Annotated in this window: 9 protein-coding genes; 7 read left to right on the top strand and 2 right to left on the bottom strand. The window is 36.2% G+C overall.

Going from position 1 to position 18,579, the window contains the following annotated elements; genetic code table 11:
* The first annotated feature begins 85 nt into the window (after nt 1-85).
* From BD847_RS07185 to BD847_RS07160, 6 genes are all read left to right on the top strand, one after another.
* Nucleotides 86-724, top strand: coding sequence for an NAD(P)-dependent oxidoreductase (locus BD847_RS07185; protein WP_115887615.1), 639 nt, complete (start codon nt 86-88; stop codon nt 722-724).
* A 77-nt stretch (nt 725-801) separates the two neighbouring features.
* A complete protein-coding gene (locus tag BD847_RS07180) occupies nt 802-1,953 on the top strand; it encodes an aminotransferase class I/II-fold pyridoxal phosphate-dependent enzyme (RefSeq protein ID WP_115887614.1) in 1,152 nt (383 codons plus the stop codon).
* Nucleotides 1,954-2,125: 172 nt separating this feature from the next.
* Nucleotides 2,126-2,989, top strand: coding sequence for a TraB/GumN family protein (locus BD847_RS07175; protein WP_115887613.1), 864 nt, complete (start codon nt 2,126-2,128; stop codon nt 2,987-2,989).
* A 178-nt stretch (nt 2,990-3,167) separates the two neighbouring features.
* A complete protein-coding gene (gene bioD / locus BD847_RS07170; protein WP_115887612.1) occupies nt 3,168-3,785 on the top strand; it encodes a dethiobiotin synthase in 618 nt (205 codons plus the stop codon).
* Between the two features lie 139 nt (nt 3,786-3,924).
* Nucleotides 3,925-5,196 (top strand): adenosylmethionine--8-amino-7-oxononanoate transaminase, encoded by a 1,272-nt coding sequence (gene bioA, locus BD847_RS07165; RefSeq protein ID WP_115887611.1) that lies wholly within the window; start codon nt 3,925-3,927, stop codon nt 5,194-5,196.
* Nucleotides 5,197-5,331: 135 nt separating this feature from the next.
* Nucleotides 5,332-6,498, top strand: coding sequence for a beta-ketoacyl synthase N-terminal-like domain-containing protein (locus BD847_RS07160; protein WP_115888332.1), 1,167 nt, complete (start codon nt 5,332-5,334; stop codon nt 6,496-6,498).
* Nucleotides 6,499-6,573: 75 nt separating this feature from the next.
* Here BD847_RS07160 and BD847_RS07155 read toward each other — a convergent pair whose 3' ends face one another.
* Together BD847_RS07155 and BD847_RS07150 are read right to left on the bottom strand one after the other, a co-directional pair.
* Complete coding sequence (locus BD847_RS07155; protein WP_115887610.1) at nt 6,574-10,818, bottom strand: Ig-like domain-containing protein; 4,245 nt, start codon at nt 10,816-10,818, stop codon at nt 6,574-6,576.
* Nucleotides 10,819-11,189: 371 nt separating this feature from the next.
* On the bottom strand, nt 11,190-11,660 hold the full coding sequence (locus tag BD847_RS07150) for a regulatory protein RecX (RefSeq protein WP_115887609.1): 471 nt from the start codon (nt 11,658-11,660) through the stop codon (nt 11,190-11,192).
* Nucleotides 11,661-12,104: 444 nt separating this feature from the next.
* Between BD847_RS07150 and BD847_RS07145 the strand changes: the two genes are divergently transcribed.
* On the top strand, nt 12,105-18,461 hold the full coding sequence (locus BD847_RS07145; RefSeq protein ID WP_167443835.1) for a T9SS sorting signal type C domain-containing protein: 6,357 nt from the start codon (nt 12,105-12,107) through the stop codon (nt 18,459-18,461).
* Nucleotides 18,462-18,579: the final 118 nt, after the last annotated feature.

Here is an 18,579-nt window from a genome sequence, read left to right as displayed (position 1 = left end):
TGAAAGCTCAGTAAGCTTTTACGTTTTTGCTTTATCAAACTGATAAAGCAAAAGTTTTCTATGTCAAATTTTATAAAGAATATATATGAAAAATATATCAAAAGTCGCTGTTCTTGGCGGTGCAGGGAGAACTGGAAAATACCTTATAAACCAGTTACTAGAAAAAGGATTTAATATAAAAGCATTAGTTAGAAATCCTGAAAATCTAACCATTCAAAATTCATGTTTAGAAATCATCAAAGGAGATGCTGTCGATGAAGAAACGATTCGCTTATTATTAAATGATTGTCAAGCAGTCGTAAGTACTATCGGTCAAAGACCCGGCGAAACTATGGTTGCAAGCCAATCTGTGAAAAACTTGCTGAAGGTTATGAATGAATTAGAAATTGAGCGATTTGTTTTATTGGCAGGGCTCAATATTGATACACCATTTGATAAAAAAAGTCCAAAAACTATCATGGCAACAGATTGGATGAAGGCTAATTTTCCAATAATTCAGGAAGATCGTCAGAAAGCGTATGATCTTTTGATTCTGAGTGATGTTTGCTGGACACAAGTTCGTGTTCCGTTTATCGAATTTATTGATGATAGTTCTCAAATCGAAGTAAATCTTGAAGATTGTTTGGGAGATAAAATCAGTGCATTTGACATCGCGAAATTTATGGTTCAGGAAATGATCGAATCAAATTACCGCAGGCAATCGCCTTTTATAAGTGCTGTTTAAAATAAATTAGGAAACAGCGGGAACATCAAATCCCGCTGTTTGTTTCTATCAAATTTCAATTTCATAACTTTGCTTTCATGAAATTACCTGAAAATCTTATTCAAAAGCTTGAAAATCGAAAGCAAAATAACTCGTTAAGAAAATTACCAAGTTTTAATAATCTTGTTGATTTTTCTTCAAATGACTATATTGGGTTTTCAAAATCGGAAACCATTTTTAAGCAGTGTCATCATTATCTAATAGAAAATGAGATTTTTCAGAATGGCGCAACCGGTTCGCGATTGATTTCGGGTAATCATTCGTTATATCAAATTGCAGAAACAGTTATAGCTGAATTTCAAGAGGCAGAATCGGCTTTAATTTTTAATTCGGGCTACGATGCTAATGTTGGTTTTTTTAGCGCTGTACCGCAGCGAAATGATGTTATTTTGTATGATGAATTAAGTCATGCCTCAATTCGGGACGGAATTGTAATGTCGAATGCTAAATCGTATAAGTTCAATCATAATGATTTTGAAGATTTAGAACGATTAATTCTTAAATTCCAATCTTCGAATTCCCTAAATCCAAACATTTATATCGTTACAGAAACCGTTTTTTCAATGGATGGCGACAGTCCGAATTTGGAAGAGTTAGTGCAGTTAACCGAAAAGTATAATTGTTATTTAGTTGTTGACGAAGCACATACTCTTGGCATTTTTGGTGAAAAAGGAGAAGGACTTATACAGCAATTGCAACTGCACAGTAGAATTTTTGCCCGCATAATGACTTTCGGAAAAGGATTAGGCTGCCACGGTGCGGTGGTTCTCGGAACAAATGAACTTAAAGAATATTTAGTAAACTTTGCCAGAAGTTTTATTTATACAACAGGTTTGTCTCCACATTCTGTTGCCACTATTTTGACTGCCTATCAGCATTTGGAAATTGAGAAAGAAACAATTGAACAGCTTCGAAGCAATATTATTTTCTTTAATCAGCAGAAAAATCTTTTGGGTTTAAAACCAATGTTCGTTCGTAGTAAATCGGCAATCCAATCGGCCATTATTCCCGGAAACGAAAATGTAAAACGTATTGCTCAGCAATTGCAGGATAAAGGTTTTGATGTAAAACCAATTCTTTCTCCAACCGTTCCGGAAGGTCAGGAACGTTTGCGTTTTTGTATTCACAGCTTTAATACACAGGAAGAAATTAGTCAGATTTTAGAATTATTGCGAGATTTTGTATTCTAAGATTTCTTCAGATTCAAAAAAACTTTTGCGAATCTCCGTGATTCATAAAACTTTTCCGCATGATATTTTACTTGTTAACCTGATTTTTAAAGGTTAAAATTTTTTGTAACGTTTTGAATATTTGGGTACATACAAGTTGTAATTCACACATCATCTTAAATCAATAATTAAAATGAAAAATACCATCCAATCAATACTAACATTATTTTTAATTGTTTTTGGTTTTTCTGCGAAAGCACAAACAAATGTTCCAAAACTTGAAAATACGCTTTTATGGGAAGTTTCCGGAAACGGACTTAAAAAGCCTTCTTATTTATACGGAACGATTCATATGATTTGCGCACCGGATTATTTTCTTTCCGATAAAACAAAACGCGCTTTTGAAGCATCGAATAAATTGGTTTTAGAAATTAATTTTAATGATCCGAAAGAGTTGACTGAAATGCAGCAATTGGCAATGGGCAAAGAACCATTAAGCAAAAAATTAAGTCCGGAGCAATTGTCAAAGTTAGATGCGATTTTAAAAAGTACTACCGGGATGGGCGTACAGCAAGTCGACAGTTTTAGTTTAGTGACTGTATTGAGTTTGATATCGATGAAATCTTTCGGTTGTGCTGATTTGAAATTTTATGAAATGGAATTTATCGATCAGGCGAAGAAGAGAAGTATAGAAATTAGCGGACTTGAAACGGTCAAAGCGCAGTTTGCCACTCTTGAAAATGCCTATTCAAATGATGAAATGATTGCCTTGCTGGAAGAATCAGATATGGAGGAAACAAGTAAGTTAGTGGCCGCTTATAAAACTGAGAATCTCGAAATTTTATATGATATTTCAACGGATAAAAAAGTAACGAGCGATAAGATTAGGAAGATTATACTGGACAACAGAAATAGTAATTGGGTAAAAGAGATGCCACAGCAAATGCAAAAAGAAAGCGTCTTTTTTGCTGTTGGTGCGGGACATTTGGGTGGTGAGTTTGGAGTAATAAACTTATTGAGGAATGCGGGATTTGTTGTTAAACCGATTATGAATTAGTCTCTTTTTGAAAAGGTAAGAATTTTTAAGCTGACTGGAAATTCACAAAAGAATTCCGTGTGAAATTTCAAAAATGTACGTGGATGATGTTGATAATCAGTAGGATTTGTTTCGGAAGAATAAATAGAAATTAGCTTATTGTTTTTATTGGTATTTTTGTATCCGTTAAAATAAGAAAATGAAAATATTTATTACAGGAATTTCAACGGATGTTGGCAAAACAGTAGCTTCGACAATTGTGGTTGAAGCTTTAGAAGCTGATTATTGGAAACCTATACAAGCTGGAGATTTAGATATTAGTGATACACATAAAGTAAGAGCAAAAATATCGAATTCAAAATCTCAATTTTTTCCGAATGCATATGAATTGAATACGCCGGCGAGTCCACATTTGGCAGCGGAAATTGATGGAATTGAAATTGACTTGAAAAATATTCAGGAGCCAAAAACAGAAAATCATTTGGTTATTGAAGGCGCGGGTGGAATTTTTGTTCCATTAAACGAAAAAGACACTATTGTAGATTTGATTCAGCCCGATTATAAAGTAATTGTGGTTTCGCGACATTATTTAGGAAGCATCAATCATACGTTATTAACTATTGAAGCTATAAAAAACCAAGGATTTGATGTTCACGGAATTATCTTTAGCGGAAGCGAAAACAAATCGACAGAAAGTTTGATTCTGAATAAAACCGGAATTAAATGCATTGGAAGAATTGATGAAGAACCGTATTTCGATCAGAATGTAATTAGAGAATACGCCGATTTATTTCGAGAGAATCTTCTTGGCTTGTAAAAGTATAGATTTAAAGAGGCAAGATGCAAGAAGCAAGAGAATAGAGACGGGAAATTGAGGGTAAGCAAATAGACTTTCTTATCTTTGCGCAAACTTATAGCGTCTTTCTTCTTGACTTTATAAATCTATTCTCTAAAAAATGACATTAACAGAAAAAGACAGCCAATACCTTTGGCATCCTTATACACAGCATAAAACATCACAAACTCCGATTGCTATTTCTAGAGGCGAAGGCGCTTTGCTTTGGGATGAAAACGACAAACAATATATAGATGCAATTGCATCGTGGTGGGTAAATCCGTTTGGGCATAGTAATAAATTTATTGCCGATGCGATTTACAAACAATTAACCACTTTAGAACATGTTTTGTTTGGTGGTTTTACACACGAGCCAGCGATAAAAGTAGCAGAAAAACTAATTGAGATTCTGCCTGAAAATCAGCAAAAAATCTTCTTTTCTGATAATGGTTCAACTGCAGTTGAAGTCGCGATCAAAGTGGCTTTGCAATATTTTTTCAATAAAGGAGAAAAACGAACTACAATAATTGCTTTTGAAAATGCTTTTCATGGTGACACTTTCGCGGCAATGGCAGCGAGCGGTATTTCATTTTATACACAAGCTTTTCAAGGAATGTTTATTGATGTTGTCCGAATTCCGGTTCCGGAAAAAGGACAGGAAGAAGCAAGTTTTGAAGCTTTAAAAAATGTAATTCAGAATCATAATTGCGCCGGATTTATTTTTGAACCTTTAGTACAAGGTGCCGCGGGAATGGTAATGTATGAACCTGAAGCATTGGCAAAACTGATTGAAATTTGTGCAGCAAATAATGTTTTAACGATTGCCGATGAAGTAATGACAGGTTTTGGAAAAACAGGAAAAACCTTTGCAATGGATTATGTTAATGTTAATCCGGATATGATGTGCCTTTCGAAAGCGTTAACCGGAGGAACAATCCCGATGGCGATTACCACTTTTACGCAGGAAGTTTTTGATGCTTTTTATGATGATGATATCAACAAAGCATTGTTTCACGGACATACTTTTACTGCCAATCCAACTGGTTGTGCGGCAGCTTTGGCTAGTATTGAATTGTTGCAGACAGATGAAATGCAGGCGAATATTGAAAGAATAAATAAAAGCCATTTAGAATTTCAGAAGAAAATCGAGAATCATTCAAAAGTAATAACAGCAAGAACTTTAGGAGTTATTTTTGCGGTTGAAATAAAATCGGATTCTGAGGAAAGTTATTACGGTTCAATGCGTACTAAATTGTATAATTTCTTTATCGATAAAGGAGTTGTGTTAAGACCGGTTGGAAACATCGTGTATATTTTGCCTCCTTACATAATGACAGACGATCAACTTCAGAAAGTATATAAAACCATTGAAGAAGCCATCGAAATGGTATGATTTTTTAAACATATAAGTCATATAAGTTCATTTAATTAAACTCGCTTTAATTTACTTATATGACTTATATGGTTTAATTTTGCATAAACTTTGGCTCCTGATAACTGTCGGGATTACGCCTTAAAAATCATTACATTGAATAAAAAAATATCCATAACTGCTTTTTCATCTATTTCTCCATTAGGAAATAATGCTGAAGAAGTATGGTCAAAATACCTGGAGAATAATCATTGTTTTTCGAAGCAATTTTTAGATCAGCAGGAAACTTCGACAGCGTCATTGAGTGAAGAATCAAAACGAATTGTTGCAGAATTAAGAGCGTCTGATATTAAATATAAATTTTTAGACGATTCGGTTTTATTTGCTTTGGCCGCTTCGCGTAAAGCAGTTCAGCAAGCCGGATGGAGTTCTGAAGATGTTTTCGGAATAAACATTGGTTCTTCAAGAGGAGCGACAGATTTATTTGAAAAACATTACAAAGAATATATTGATACCGGAAAAGCACAAACTTTAGCTTCGCCAACAACAACTTTAGGAAATATTTCATCCTGGATTGCGCATGATTTGCAGAGTACAGGTCCTGAAATTTCGCATTCGATAACCTGTTCAACTGCGCTTCATGCTTTATTAAATGGAGTTGCGTGGCTAAAATCGGGAATGGCAGATAAGTTTTTGGTTGGAGGAAGTGAAGCACCGCTGACTGATTTTACCATTGCTCAGATGAGAGCTTTAAAAATCTATTCGCGTATTGATCAGCATCAGGAAGCTTGGCCAAATTTGGCTTTTGATTTTGAGAAAACGCAAAACACAATGATTTTGGGCGAAGGTGCAGCCGTTTGTTGTTTAGAAGCTGGTGAAAAAGATAACGCGATTGCTTACGTAACGGGCGTTGGTTATGCAACAGAAGTACTGGAACATAATATTTCGATTTCTGCGGAAGCGACTTGTTTTCAGAAATCAATGAAAATGGCATTAGACGGAGAAGAATTAGAAAATATCGACGCCATTGTAATGCATGCGCCGGGAACAATAAAAGGTGATTTAACCGAATTGCGTGCAATTGAAAAAATCTTTGGTTCTAAATTGCCACTATTGACTACAAATAAATGGAAAATTGGACACACATTTGGAGCTTCGGGAATTTTGAGTTTGGAACTGGCACTTTTGATGATGCAGCATGATACTTTTGTTGGTGTTCCATTTGGAGAAAAACAAAATCAGACCAAACCAATTAAAAAGGTGTTGATTAATGCAGTCGGTTTTGGCGGAAACGCCGTGAGTGTTTTGATTGAGAAAAGATAATTAAAGACACATATTATATTAAATAAAAAAAATCCATTCGATATCGAATGGATTTTTTTATGGAGTATTTTTTATCTAGTTAATGATTATTTTTTTAGAATCGGTATGACCATTTTCTAAAGTAATTTTCACTAGCAATAATTGATTTGTAGCTCTTAAATTAGCGATTTCATACTCGGTTTGATTCACTTTCGTTTTATCATAAAGTAATTTTCCTGAGATGTCGTACACTGAAATCTGTTTGATGTTTTCTTTTGCCGATTGTACTTTAACCACTTTATCTTTTACAGAAACAATTAAATCATTTTCAATGTTTTCGAAATCACCTGTTCCAAGTGTTTTACTAGTGTAACGAAGTACAAATCGATTTGTAAATGTTCCAATTATTGTATTGAAAGTATAGTTTCCGGCACGAAGATCAATCTCTTTTCCAGTTACTTTATCTTCAAGATATATCGCTTGTTCATTGAATAAACCATCAACATGGTCAATCGAAATCGTGAAATCTCCGGCAATAGTGGTAACATATCCTAAAGGAACTTCATCTGTATTCGCAAATGGTACCGCACGCCCCTGAATAGCTAATTTATCGTTCTCGTTGATACTGTAAAAATCTATGTAAGCATTACTGCTCATTGTTCCAGCATCATAATTATCATCCCAACTGTCTGTTGCGCCTTTAATGTAACCTACTAAAAGTTGTTTGAAAGCACCTTTAGCATTTGTGAAATTCAACCAAATACGATTTTCTTCAGGTTCACTGTCGCCAGTAGTTTTAAAGAACTGATTGTTATTTGCACCAATACGCATGTCGTTGGTGAATTTTATTTTATTAGCATTAGAAGCAAGCATAAAGAAGCCTTGTCCCGAAGTAATTTTTCCGTTTGGCTCATTTGTGTTTCCGGTTCCAGTTCCACTTTTAGATCGTTGTGTTGCAATTCCTCCAGATAAACTAAAGATAGCATAATCATCAGTTGTGTAGGTGTAAATACCATCACCGTCTGTATCTACTGGTGAACTATTGTGTGTCCACAAATAAATTGCACCAATTATAGTTCCGGCATTCTCATTGTCCTTAATAAATTTTTTGGCATCTAAAGCCGATGGATAAGGATTTCCGATTAAATTATATTGCCCTCCAACAGGAGTAACTTCGTAATCCCCATTATTTGGGATTCCGAAAAATGATGCTCTAAAAGCTTTTTTTTCTGTAATGCTAAAAGTTTGTGGTGCTCTTACATTGTATCCCATTCCAGCATACATAATCTGTCCTCCTCCATAACTTAGTGTCCAGCCTGACCCTGGAGTATAACTCCAATATTTATCTCCCAATGTATCTGGAGACAAATCATGAAGTGTAAATCCTGGAGTTTTCGTAACTGGTGACGACCAACGTGTGTAATCGTAACGACGAACCGGAGTGGTCTCTCTTTGTAATTCAAATGCGTCCATCGCACCGGTAAACGCTGTTTTACTTGTAGTGGTCTGTATTAAGGAACCTCCACTTTCTATTAAAAGTTTTCCTTTGTCGCCAACTGTAATGGTTTCGTTTACGGTTAATGTTCTGTCTACAGGAACGGTTAGAGTTACTCCTGGTTTGATTGTGCAAGAGCAAACTTCGAGGTCAGACTGTAAAGTTGTATTTGCTGCGATCTCAATTGAGCTAGTCTTTGAAGGTGCAGTGCCAGTTCCGTTATATGCAAGGGGAGTATCAACAAAATTTACTGCAATATTTGCATCTGAAGCATCTTCTCGTAGGATAATCTCTATTTTAGAGTTTGAATTTAAAAGATAAAATTTGCCGTCAGTATCTTTTGCCGGACCTGGATAGTAACCATTTTGAGTGTAAATAAGAGTACCATCAATATATATTAACCCAACATTATCGCAGTTTACTAATTGTATTTTATATCTCCCACAAGGGAAACCTTGACGTTTATAGGTAATCGTAAAATTGTCTGTTCCTATTGGAGCTCCCTGCCAATTAGCAGCTGAAGATGGAGATTTGCTTTTTGTCCATTTTTTTTGGGTATCCACATTTAAATTGGTATCTACATAAGTTCCCGCATAGCTGAAGCCTGGTAATGTAACATCTGGGACAGTGAAACCATAAACATTCCATTCGTTAATACCGTAAGGAAGTTCGACATTATTGCCTTTTATTTCACCGTAAGAGAATGAAACACGGGCCAGATCTTCTACGTCATAATACTCTAAAATAAATTGATGAGTTTTTGATTCAGTAAAAGTGATTTGAGCAGCATAATTTGAATAACCATGTCTTCCCCATGAACCTGAAGGACTCACAGCCACAAGAGCACCATCCATATATAATCTTACACCATCGTCTCCACCAATAGTAAAATTATAAGTTCCTGCGGGAATTACGGTATTCATTAAATAGCGAACATAGAATTGATCAATAGGAGCCGTGTTGCAAAATGCATCAATTGCAACGCTTTGATCTCCTGTTATTGCATTGGCTTTTACATCACGGTCAAAAATTGCTTTTTCGGCAATAGTACCTACATAAGTTGTCATAGCAGGAACATTTCCCGTATAAGTGTAGACATATCCTTTCCAGGAATCTGTTCCTGGGGTTAGTGTTGCAATACAAGGTGGCGGAGTTACTGTAACGGTTACTGTTGCTGATGAATAGGAAGTTCCATTAAATAAAGTATATATAAAAGTAGTAGTTCCTGAGTAACCTGGAGCTGGAGTAAAAGTGATGTCTTTGAGACCATTCGCTACCGCAGTACCATTTAAAGATTGCGTTGTAATGGTCATAGTTTGTAATGGAGTAGGAGCTATAATGTCATTACTTAGATTTTGAATTGTTACCGCTTGATTTGCTGGCGTCGTTGCACTATCATCATAAGCGGCTAATGAATTAATGGCTCTTACATATCCTCGAATAACTGGGCCGACGCTATTTCCGTTTCCGTTTTGAATATAATAACTGTTGTTAGTATTGTACACATAGAAACGAATATACATAGTTTCAGTAGGAATAAGTGAGCTAAGGTCTGATGCAAAAGTATTATTTAGTGTTGCCCATGAACCTGCACTTGAGGTTTCAGGGACAAAAGTTTTAACATTGGTTACAAAGTTTGGATCTTTTGAATAAGTTACTCGAAACTTTTGGGGATCATTATTGCCATTTCGTCTATATGTAAAGTTGAAAGATGTTAAGTCTATTTTATGATCTTGATCAGGTGAAATTTTAAAGGTTACAAATTTTGTTGGATCAAAACTTCCACCATTTTGTTGGGGGTTTGGCCAATTTGAGGTTTCAAAAAATATATTGCTTCCTGAATTATTACGGTAATCAAGACCTACGCCGCCTGATGCTGCTATTGGTCCAGAGGTAACATAGCTATTAAGGACCGGAGTATAACTTGATCCAGCTCCGTTCCATAATGCAAGATTTACTTCCTCACGATCCTTAACTGTTAAATAAACTGTTCCAGTTGACGATTGTGTAGCATTTTTTATCGTGTATGTAAATGATGTATTACCAACGTAAGACAAAGCTGGGTTAAATGTTACAGAGTAATCTGGATTGATTGTTACACTTCCTTCGCTAACATTCGGTTTTGTAGTAATTGTAAGGTTATTAATGTTTGAGGAACCTTTAACATCGTTGCTTATCAAAGGAATGTTAATCGTCTCATTTTTAGTAGTCGTCGCGTAATCATCAATGGCTAAAATCGTATTAGGATCAAAATTAGAGACATTACCTTTTATCGTTATTGCACTGTTGCTTGATACGGACCCTATTTTTAATTGAAAATTGTTATAGGTATTGTATACATAAATTCTAATATAAAGAATTTGAGTTGGAAGTATCGGGTTTATTTCTGGTAAGAAACTTGGATTGTATGTAGTCCAGGTTGATGTACTGATTGTTTCAGACATTAAATCCTTAACATCTTTTATAAAACTTGGATCTTTAGAATATTTAATTCTGAAGTTATTCGTGTTTCCTTCAGATCTGCATTGAAAAGTAAGAGAAGTCAAATCTAGTTTGCGATTGGGAGCTGCACTAATTTGTAATGAAATATATTTAGTTGGATCGTAAGTTCCTCCGTTTACAGCTGGCGAAGGCCATGAACCTGTATTGTAAAATACATTTTCGCCTGAATTATTAGTATAATTCATTGATCTGTTGTCCGTAATACTGATGTTTGCTGAAACGGCATCAGGATGAACAGTAGGAGAGTTGGTGTCGCTTTTTGCTGCATTCCATTTTACTAGGTCAGTTTGCGAAAATCCAAAAAAAGGTAATAACAACAAAAATAAAAGTAAAGTTTTCTTCATGTTAAGTGGCGTGAATCAGGTTGTTATGCTGGCATAATAGTTTTACCGCGCAAAGATATATACAACTACGACGTAGATGATATTAAGGTTTTTTGAAAGGCCATTTAATCGATGAAATGTTTAGATTACTCGTTAAACTACATTGGGAATTTTAAGATTTTATGGAAATTCTTATAAATCTGTTACTTTAAAAATAGGAAAAATCGTAATTTTTGATTAAAAATTGATTGTTTTTTGATTTTTTGGAAGAAAAAACGCGAGTTATACTGGTTTTTTCGCAACAATTCAATATTTGTATAGGAAAGTATTTTCTGATGTTTTAAGTGTTTTTGTAGCACTTTTGAGAAGATTATGTGGCAAAAAAATGGAACTTAATTCTGTTCCATTTCTTTTACTTTTTCATAAACAAGATTACTTTCGTAACCACGACGTAAGAGATAGTCGCAGAACTTTTTTCTCTTTTTAAGCTGATTATTTTCCTGAATCGAATTCCAAGATCTTTCGGAGAGCTGCTCAAAAGTTTCCAGATATTCTTCGCTACTAATTTCTTTAAGCGCTAAAGTGATATTTGTAGCCGAAATGTTTCTCATTTTTAACTCATTTGTAATCCTGATTTTTCCCCAGGACTTCATGCGGTGTTTTCCTCTGGCAAAGCTGCAGGCAAATCTAGTCTCGTTTAGAAAATTTCCTTCTATGAGTTTGACTACGATTTGATCAATTTCATCGGTCGTCATTTTTAAGCTATAAAGCTTCGAAACTACTTCATCATGACAGCGTTCCTGATAGGCGCAAAAGTGTTCCAATTTCTGTAAAGCTTCCAGAGGAGTAAAAGTAGTTTTCATGTGTTTTTTCTTGCTTTTTAACTATAAGTGCTAAAAATAATTATTATGATGTTAATTTTTTAGGAATTTCTTTACTATTCGCAAAAAAGAAATCTTATAAAATGTTGCGTGTGTGCGGAATTATAATATTTTTGTACGATATTATCATAAGTCCTAACCTGTTTGAAAAACAGTGTTTTAACGAGAAAAATTAAGTTTAAAAGCCAAAATTAAAATTTTGCTGTAAATAACACAGCACCTTTTGTTTTCTTTTAACGCCAAAAACAAATTTAATACCGCGCCTATATGATTCGAAAACTACTTTTGTTAATTCGTTCTTTATTTTTATTTTTTTCTAATTCTTCTAAAGAAAGATCTTTTACCCTGAGTTTGAGGATGCTTTGTTTGGGGATGTTTTTTGTTGTTTCACTTTCTTTTGGACAAATTGTACAAAGAGGAACCGCTATGTCCGCAACAGGAACGACTTCTTTAGCAATCACTAAACCTAACGGTGTTGTGGAAGGAGACGTAATGATTGTAAATATTTCTCAAGTTGGTAATAATACCGTTAATCCATCTTCAACTGGTTGGTTGTTAGTTAGTGCCGCAGATCTTAATGGAGGAACAGCAAGAAGGGGAACTGTTTTGTACAAAGTAGCAACGGCTTCGGAACCAGGTTCCTATACTTTTACTTTGGGTTCAGGTGTTACTGGTTCTGCTGGGGCAATTGTCGCATTCTCCGGAGTTGATGCATCGGGATCCACACCGTTTGATGCTTCAGGAGGAATATCAGTTTCAGCTAATAGCTCGGTAAATGTAAGCGCAGGGAGTATTACAACTATAACTGATAACGCAGCGGTTATTATGTTTGGTCAAGCAGCAGATTCATCACCAGACTGGAATGATACTAGCTGGAAGACAGCTACTTCACCAGGTAACTTAACAGAACTTTATGATGTTAAAAAAACTACTGGTGGAAATGTTACCATTGGTGCTGCTTGGGCGATTAAAACTGCTGCAGGTGCTACTGGAGCCGGAACAGCAACAATAACTTCAGCTCAAAGAAATGGAGGTGTTTTAATTGCTTTAAAACCAAAAGTTGCCTACAAAAGTCAAATCATATCGGCCAATACAGGGTCAACTAATTGGTGCCCTGGTGAAACAAGAAATGTAAGTGTCACTATAAAAAATGTGGGTACTTCTACATGGACTGATGGTGCTGGTTTTCCGGATATTAATATTGGTGTGAAATGGACTACAAACGGATCTAACTGGATGGATTATTATGCTCCAAGGCAAGATGCCGGAAATTTAGCGCCGGGTGACACGAAAACCTATAACCTTACTATTACTGCTTCAAATAATGCAGGTGCGGGATATACAACACCTCTTGCTTCAGGTGCCAACAGTCTTTTTTTTGATGTGGTTTATGAGGGTGTTGCTTGGTTTGCATGGAATAATAGTGGGGTTGGACCCGGAAATACAGCTTTTCCAGTAGCGCAAACAATTCTTGCAGCTCCTACTAATAAAACCGTTGCAGCAGCAGCGACAACAGTGTGTTCAGGAACAGGAACTAATATTACTGTAGCGCTTTCTGAAATTGGGACCAATTATCAATTAAGAAATGCTTCAAATGTAGCGATTGGTTCAGCAATAGATGGTACAGGTGGCACAATTTCTTTGCCAACAGGAAACTTAACGGCGAATACAACATTTAATGTTTTGGCTACAAACTGTGTTGGTTCTACACAAATGACGGGAACAGCTACAGTAACTGTTAATGCTCCATACACTACACAGGCAGGTGCAACACAAACTTTTTGCATAGATAATTCGAATACAATTACTACTGGGACCGTAAATGAAGGGCAATACGTAGTGTTAAATGTTGTAAAAGGGTTTAATTATACTTTTTCTGTTGGAGATAGATTCACTGGAAATGAAATTTTAACTGTGCTAGATGATGCGACAAATGCCGCTGTTGTCCCTGCAGCAAGTGCATCAGGTCCATCTGGAGCATCTATTACTTGGCCATCCTCTATCTCTGGTGCAGTAAAAATTGTGTTGTCATCCAGTAATTGTGCTAACGGAACAACTGGTGGACCATTGACATTGATATTAAATTCTATTGGTAATACTCAGGACAATCAAAATCTTTCAGGACCAGTATCTGATGTTTGGAGAGGTCATGTTTATAATTGGACTGGTGGAGCTCCTCCAGGTGGTACACCATCTCCTCCTAATATAGCAAATACAGATCCTTTTGCCAGCACACAATATGTGGGTTATTATGATTTTAACGCTGAGGCTCTAAATGAAGGCTTTGGAGGCAATACCAATTGCTTTGATGTTTATTCAAATGGCACTGTTAGAACAAAAATTTATACAGAACTGTTTGCGGTGAGATATCGAATGAAAACATCGAAGAGCGGTTGCTATCTGGTAACAATTGCTGGAGATGATGGAGTTAGATTGTATCTTAACGGAACATTAATTATAGACAGATGGAAGGAACAGTCTATAACTACATATCCTAATGTATTAGTGAATTTGAATGCAAATGATGAATTTGTATTAGATTATTATGAAAATCAAACAAATAATACAGTAAGTTTTAGTATAAAACCCTTTGATATATCTACAAATACAATTACGCCGGCAACTAGCACTATTTGTAGTGGTACTTCTGTAGCATTAGATGGATCAGACTATTTGATAAATGGTGCTGCAAATCCATACTTAACATTTCAGTGGGAATCTTCCTTGAATAATTCAACATGGACAAATACAGGAGTAACAACAGAAGACTATAGCCCGGCGCCAACCGTTACGACATATTACAGACGTATTGTAAAAGCGGTTTCATCCAGTTGTTCATCAACGAGTTCTTCTGTAGTAGTAAATGTTGCAACTCCAACTCTTACAGCTGTTTCACAACCGAGCCCGACTTGTGCAGGTTCTCCAGCGACTATAAGATTAACGGGTTTATTGCCAAATACAACATCTATAATTAATTATTCTATAAACGGAACTGCTCAGACTGCTAAAACTGGAGTGATTTCAGATGCTTCAGGAGTGGCAAATTTTGCTACTGGTAATTTGCCTATTGGAAATAATGGGCAGGCACTTGCAATAACAAGTATTACAACAACGAATACAACACCAAACTGTTCAAAAACATTCACCGGTATAACAACAAATCTAAGTGTAAGTGCTGTGAGTGTAGCTGGTAGTGTTTCGGCAAATCAGACAATATGTTCTGGTACATCGCCAGGAAACATCACATTGACAGGAAATACAGGTGCAATTCAATGGCAAGTTTCAAGCACAAGCGCTTCTGCAGGGTTTACAGATATTTCAGGTGCAACAAGTAGTCCGCTGACAAGTGCTCAAATGGGTGCTATAACAGCCGTAAGATATTACAGAGCTGTGGTTACAAATTCACCATGTAGTTCAATAAATTCTGCGGCGGTTACCGTGAGTATCAATGCACTGCCTACAATTTCTTCTCAGCCTTCAACAACGGCAATAAATGTTTGTTTGAATGGTACTTTAGCGCCACTTTCAGTAACATCGGCGGCAGGAAGCGGAACAATTTCTAATTACAAATGGTATAGTAATGTAACAGCCACTAATTCGGGAGGTACTTTAGTAGCAACTAATACGTCCGCTGCAACAACTAATACATATACACCACTATCAACATCAGCTTCAGCGCTATATTATTATGTCGTTGTTACGAATAGTAATGGTTGTAGTTTTACATCCAATATTTCAGGTTTAATTACCGTAAATGCAAGTTTATCAGCGGTTTCCATCTCGGCAACTTCTCCACAGACTTTTTGTGTTGGAGGTTCAGGAACGGCTTTGACAGCAACAGAAACGGGAGGCGGTGCAATAACAGGTCGTGTCTGGGGTAAGCGTTCAGTTTCGGGTGGGACGATAGCAACAATAACTTCTGCAACGGGTTCTTCATATACACCTAGTGGCGCTGATTTGGGATCAGGTACTTGGTATGTGGTTTGTACATCGACCCCAACATGCGGTAGCGCAATGGTTTCAAATGAAGTTACCGTTACTGTAAACGCAAATTTATCTGCAGTGTCCATCGGAACTACAGCCCAAACTTTTTGTGTTGGAGGTTCAGGAACGGCTTTGACAGCAACAGAAACGGGAGGTGGAGCAATAACAGGCCGTGTTTGGGGTAAACGTTCAGTTTCCGGTGGGACGATAGCAACAATAACTTCTGCAACGGGTTCTTCATATACACCTAGTGGTGCTGATTTAGGAGCAGGTACATGGTACTTGATTTGTACATCAACTCCAACATGTGGAAGTGCAGTAGTTTCAAATGAAGTTACCGTTACGGTAAATGCAAATTTGTCTGCAGTTTCCATCGGGACTACAGCCCAGATATTTTGTGTTGGAGGTTCAGGAACGATTTTGACAGCAACGGAAACGGGAGGTGGCGCAATAACAGGTCGTGTTTGGGGGAAGCGTTCAGTTTCCGGTGGTACTATAGCGACAATAGCTTCAGCAACTGGATCTTCATATACGCCTAGTGGTGCTGATTTGGGAGTAGGTACTTGGTATGTAGTTTGTACCTCGACCCCAACATGTGGAAGTGCAGTGGTTTCAAATGAAGTTACAGTTACAGTAAACGATAAACCGACTATTGCTGTAATTTCAGCACCAACAGCATTATGCGTTGGAGCTTCTTTAACTCTAAGTATTCCGACTGTTACAGCACAAGGTTCTGCACTTACAGGTCAAGGTTGGGAAATAGAAACTGTTGCGGGAAATAATACTTATGCAACTTTGACATTACCTCGTACGGTTGCTTATACAGATAATGGTAAAAATATAAGATATTTTGCAATAAATGGTTGCGGAACAACTTACAGCAATTTAGTTGCTTTAACTGTAAACGCTTTACCAGCAGCACCAGACACAAACACAACCCAGCCAAATTGTACCGTTACAACAGGAACAATTACCGCTAGCAGTCCAGACGCAACGTCATATATCCTTACTAAAATTAGTGATGGATCAAATACTACAAATATAGATGGAATCTTTTCAGGAATCGCAGTTGGAGCTTATGATGTTACAATTCAAAATGCTTTAGGATGTATTTCACCGGCAGTTAGAATAAACATTAATCCGGTTGGCCCAAAACAATGGATAGGAGTAACAGATTCCGATTGGAACAAAGCAACAAATTGGTTTTTAGGAGTTAAACCGGTAGATGGAGATTGCATTTCAATTCCCGATACACGCTCAATTTACAAACCAGTTATTAACTCCGATATAACAGTTAACTCTATTATCGTTGAGGATTATGGTTCATTGACAGTTAACTCAGATAAGGTTTTGACAGTTTCTAACGGAATTATTGTTGGACCAAATGGTTCTTTCGTATTCGAAAACAATTCAAGTTTATTACAAACAGATCCTGATGCTAGCAATGTTGGAAACATAACCTATAAGCGTAATACTACGCTAGTTCGCCGCTATGATTACACACGTTGGTCATCACCAGTTACTAAAAGTCCAGGATTTACACTTCATGATTTGTCTCCAAATACATTAGGAGATAAATATTGGAGTTATACTCCAGGTTCAGGCTGGACGCTAAGTTATGGAGGAGGACAGATTATGTATGCTGGAAAGGGTTACAACGTTAGGGCTCCACAGACTTTTGATATTACAACTCCAGCTATTTACCCGGCTTCATTTATTGGAACACCAAACAACGGTGATATATATAATAATGACATAATTGTAGGTGAATGGAATCTAATAGGAAATCCGTACCCATCAGCTTTAAACGCAGACAAATTAATTAGTGACAATCCAGTTGGTGCTTTATACTTTTGGACACATAATACTTTACCTAAAGATTTAGATGGTGATGGTATCTATACCTACACTTCTGATGATTATGCTATTTATACTGCAGGTGGGGGTATTGGAACAACAAGATCAGTGAGTGGAGGATTAAATACTACAAAACCGGGAAGACAAATTGGTGCAGGACAAGGATTTTTTGTCTTGGGTGGTGGTAATATAAAATTCACCAATGACATGCGTATTGGTGCAGGGAATAGTCAATTTTTTAAGACTTCAAATACAAGCCAAATAGAGAAAAATCGTATTTGGCTGAATTTAACCAATACAAAAGGAGCCTTCAAACAGCTTTTAGTTGGTTATATTGAAGGTGCTACGAATGGCTGGGATCTTAAGTACGATGCAGGAACTATGAGTAGTAATGCTTATGTTGATTTTTATAGTATTAATGAATCTAATAATCTTGCCATTCAGAGTCGTGCAATACCATTTGCAAATACTGATGAGGTTCCTTTAGGATATGTTACTACTATTGCGGGTGATTTTACTATCTCTATTGATGAAGTTGATGGTTTGTTTACAGAACAGGAGATTTATCTTGAAGATAAAGTAACCGGAAAAGAGATAGATCTTCGTGCCGGAAATTATACTTTCACAACCGCAATCGGTACTTTTACAGATCGTTTTGTACTTCGTTATACAAGTAAAACACTTGGAACTGGCGATTTTGAAAATCTTGAAAACGGCATTTTTGTTTCCGTAAAAGATAAAGTAATTAAGGTACAGTCTTCTAAAGAACCAATCAAAGAAGTTACGATTTTCGATATCACAGGTAAACTGCTTTATACTAAAAAGAAAGTGTCTTCAACAGAATTACAAATACCAAACTTAAATGCTTCAAACGAAGTTTTACTGGTAAAAGTGACTTTGGAAAACGGATTTTCAACAGCTAAAAAAGTTATCTTTCAGTAGATAAATTGAAATGTAAATAAATCAAAAACTAAGTTTTATAAAAAATCCATTTGCTCAGCAAATGGATTTTTTTTTGTTTTGTAAATATCACTAAAAGTGGGTATTGTAGTGTAGAAAT

It is taken from the genome of Flavobacterium cutihirudinis (assembly GCF_003385895.1).
In the GTDB taxonomy this organism is placed as follows: Bacteria; Bacteroidota; Bacteroidia; order Flavobacteriales; family Flavobacteriaceae; genus Flavobacterium; species Flavobacterium cutihirudinis.
Note: the sequence above shows the minus strand (reverse complement) of the source record. Positions and strands in the feature narration are given on the sequence as shown.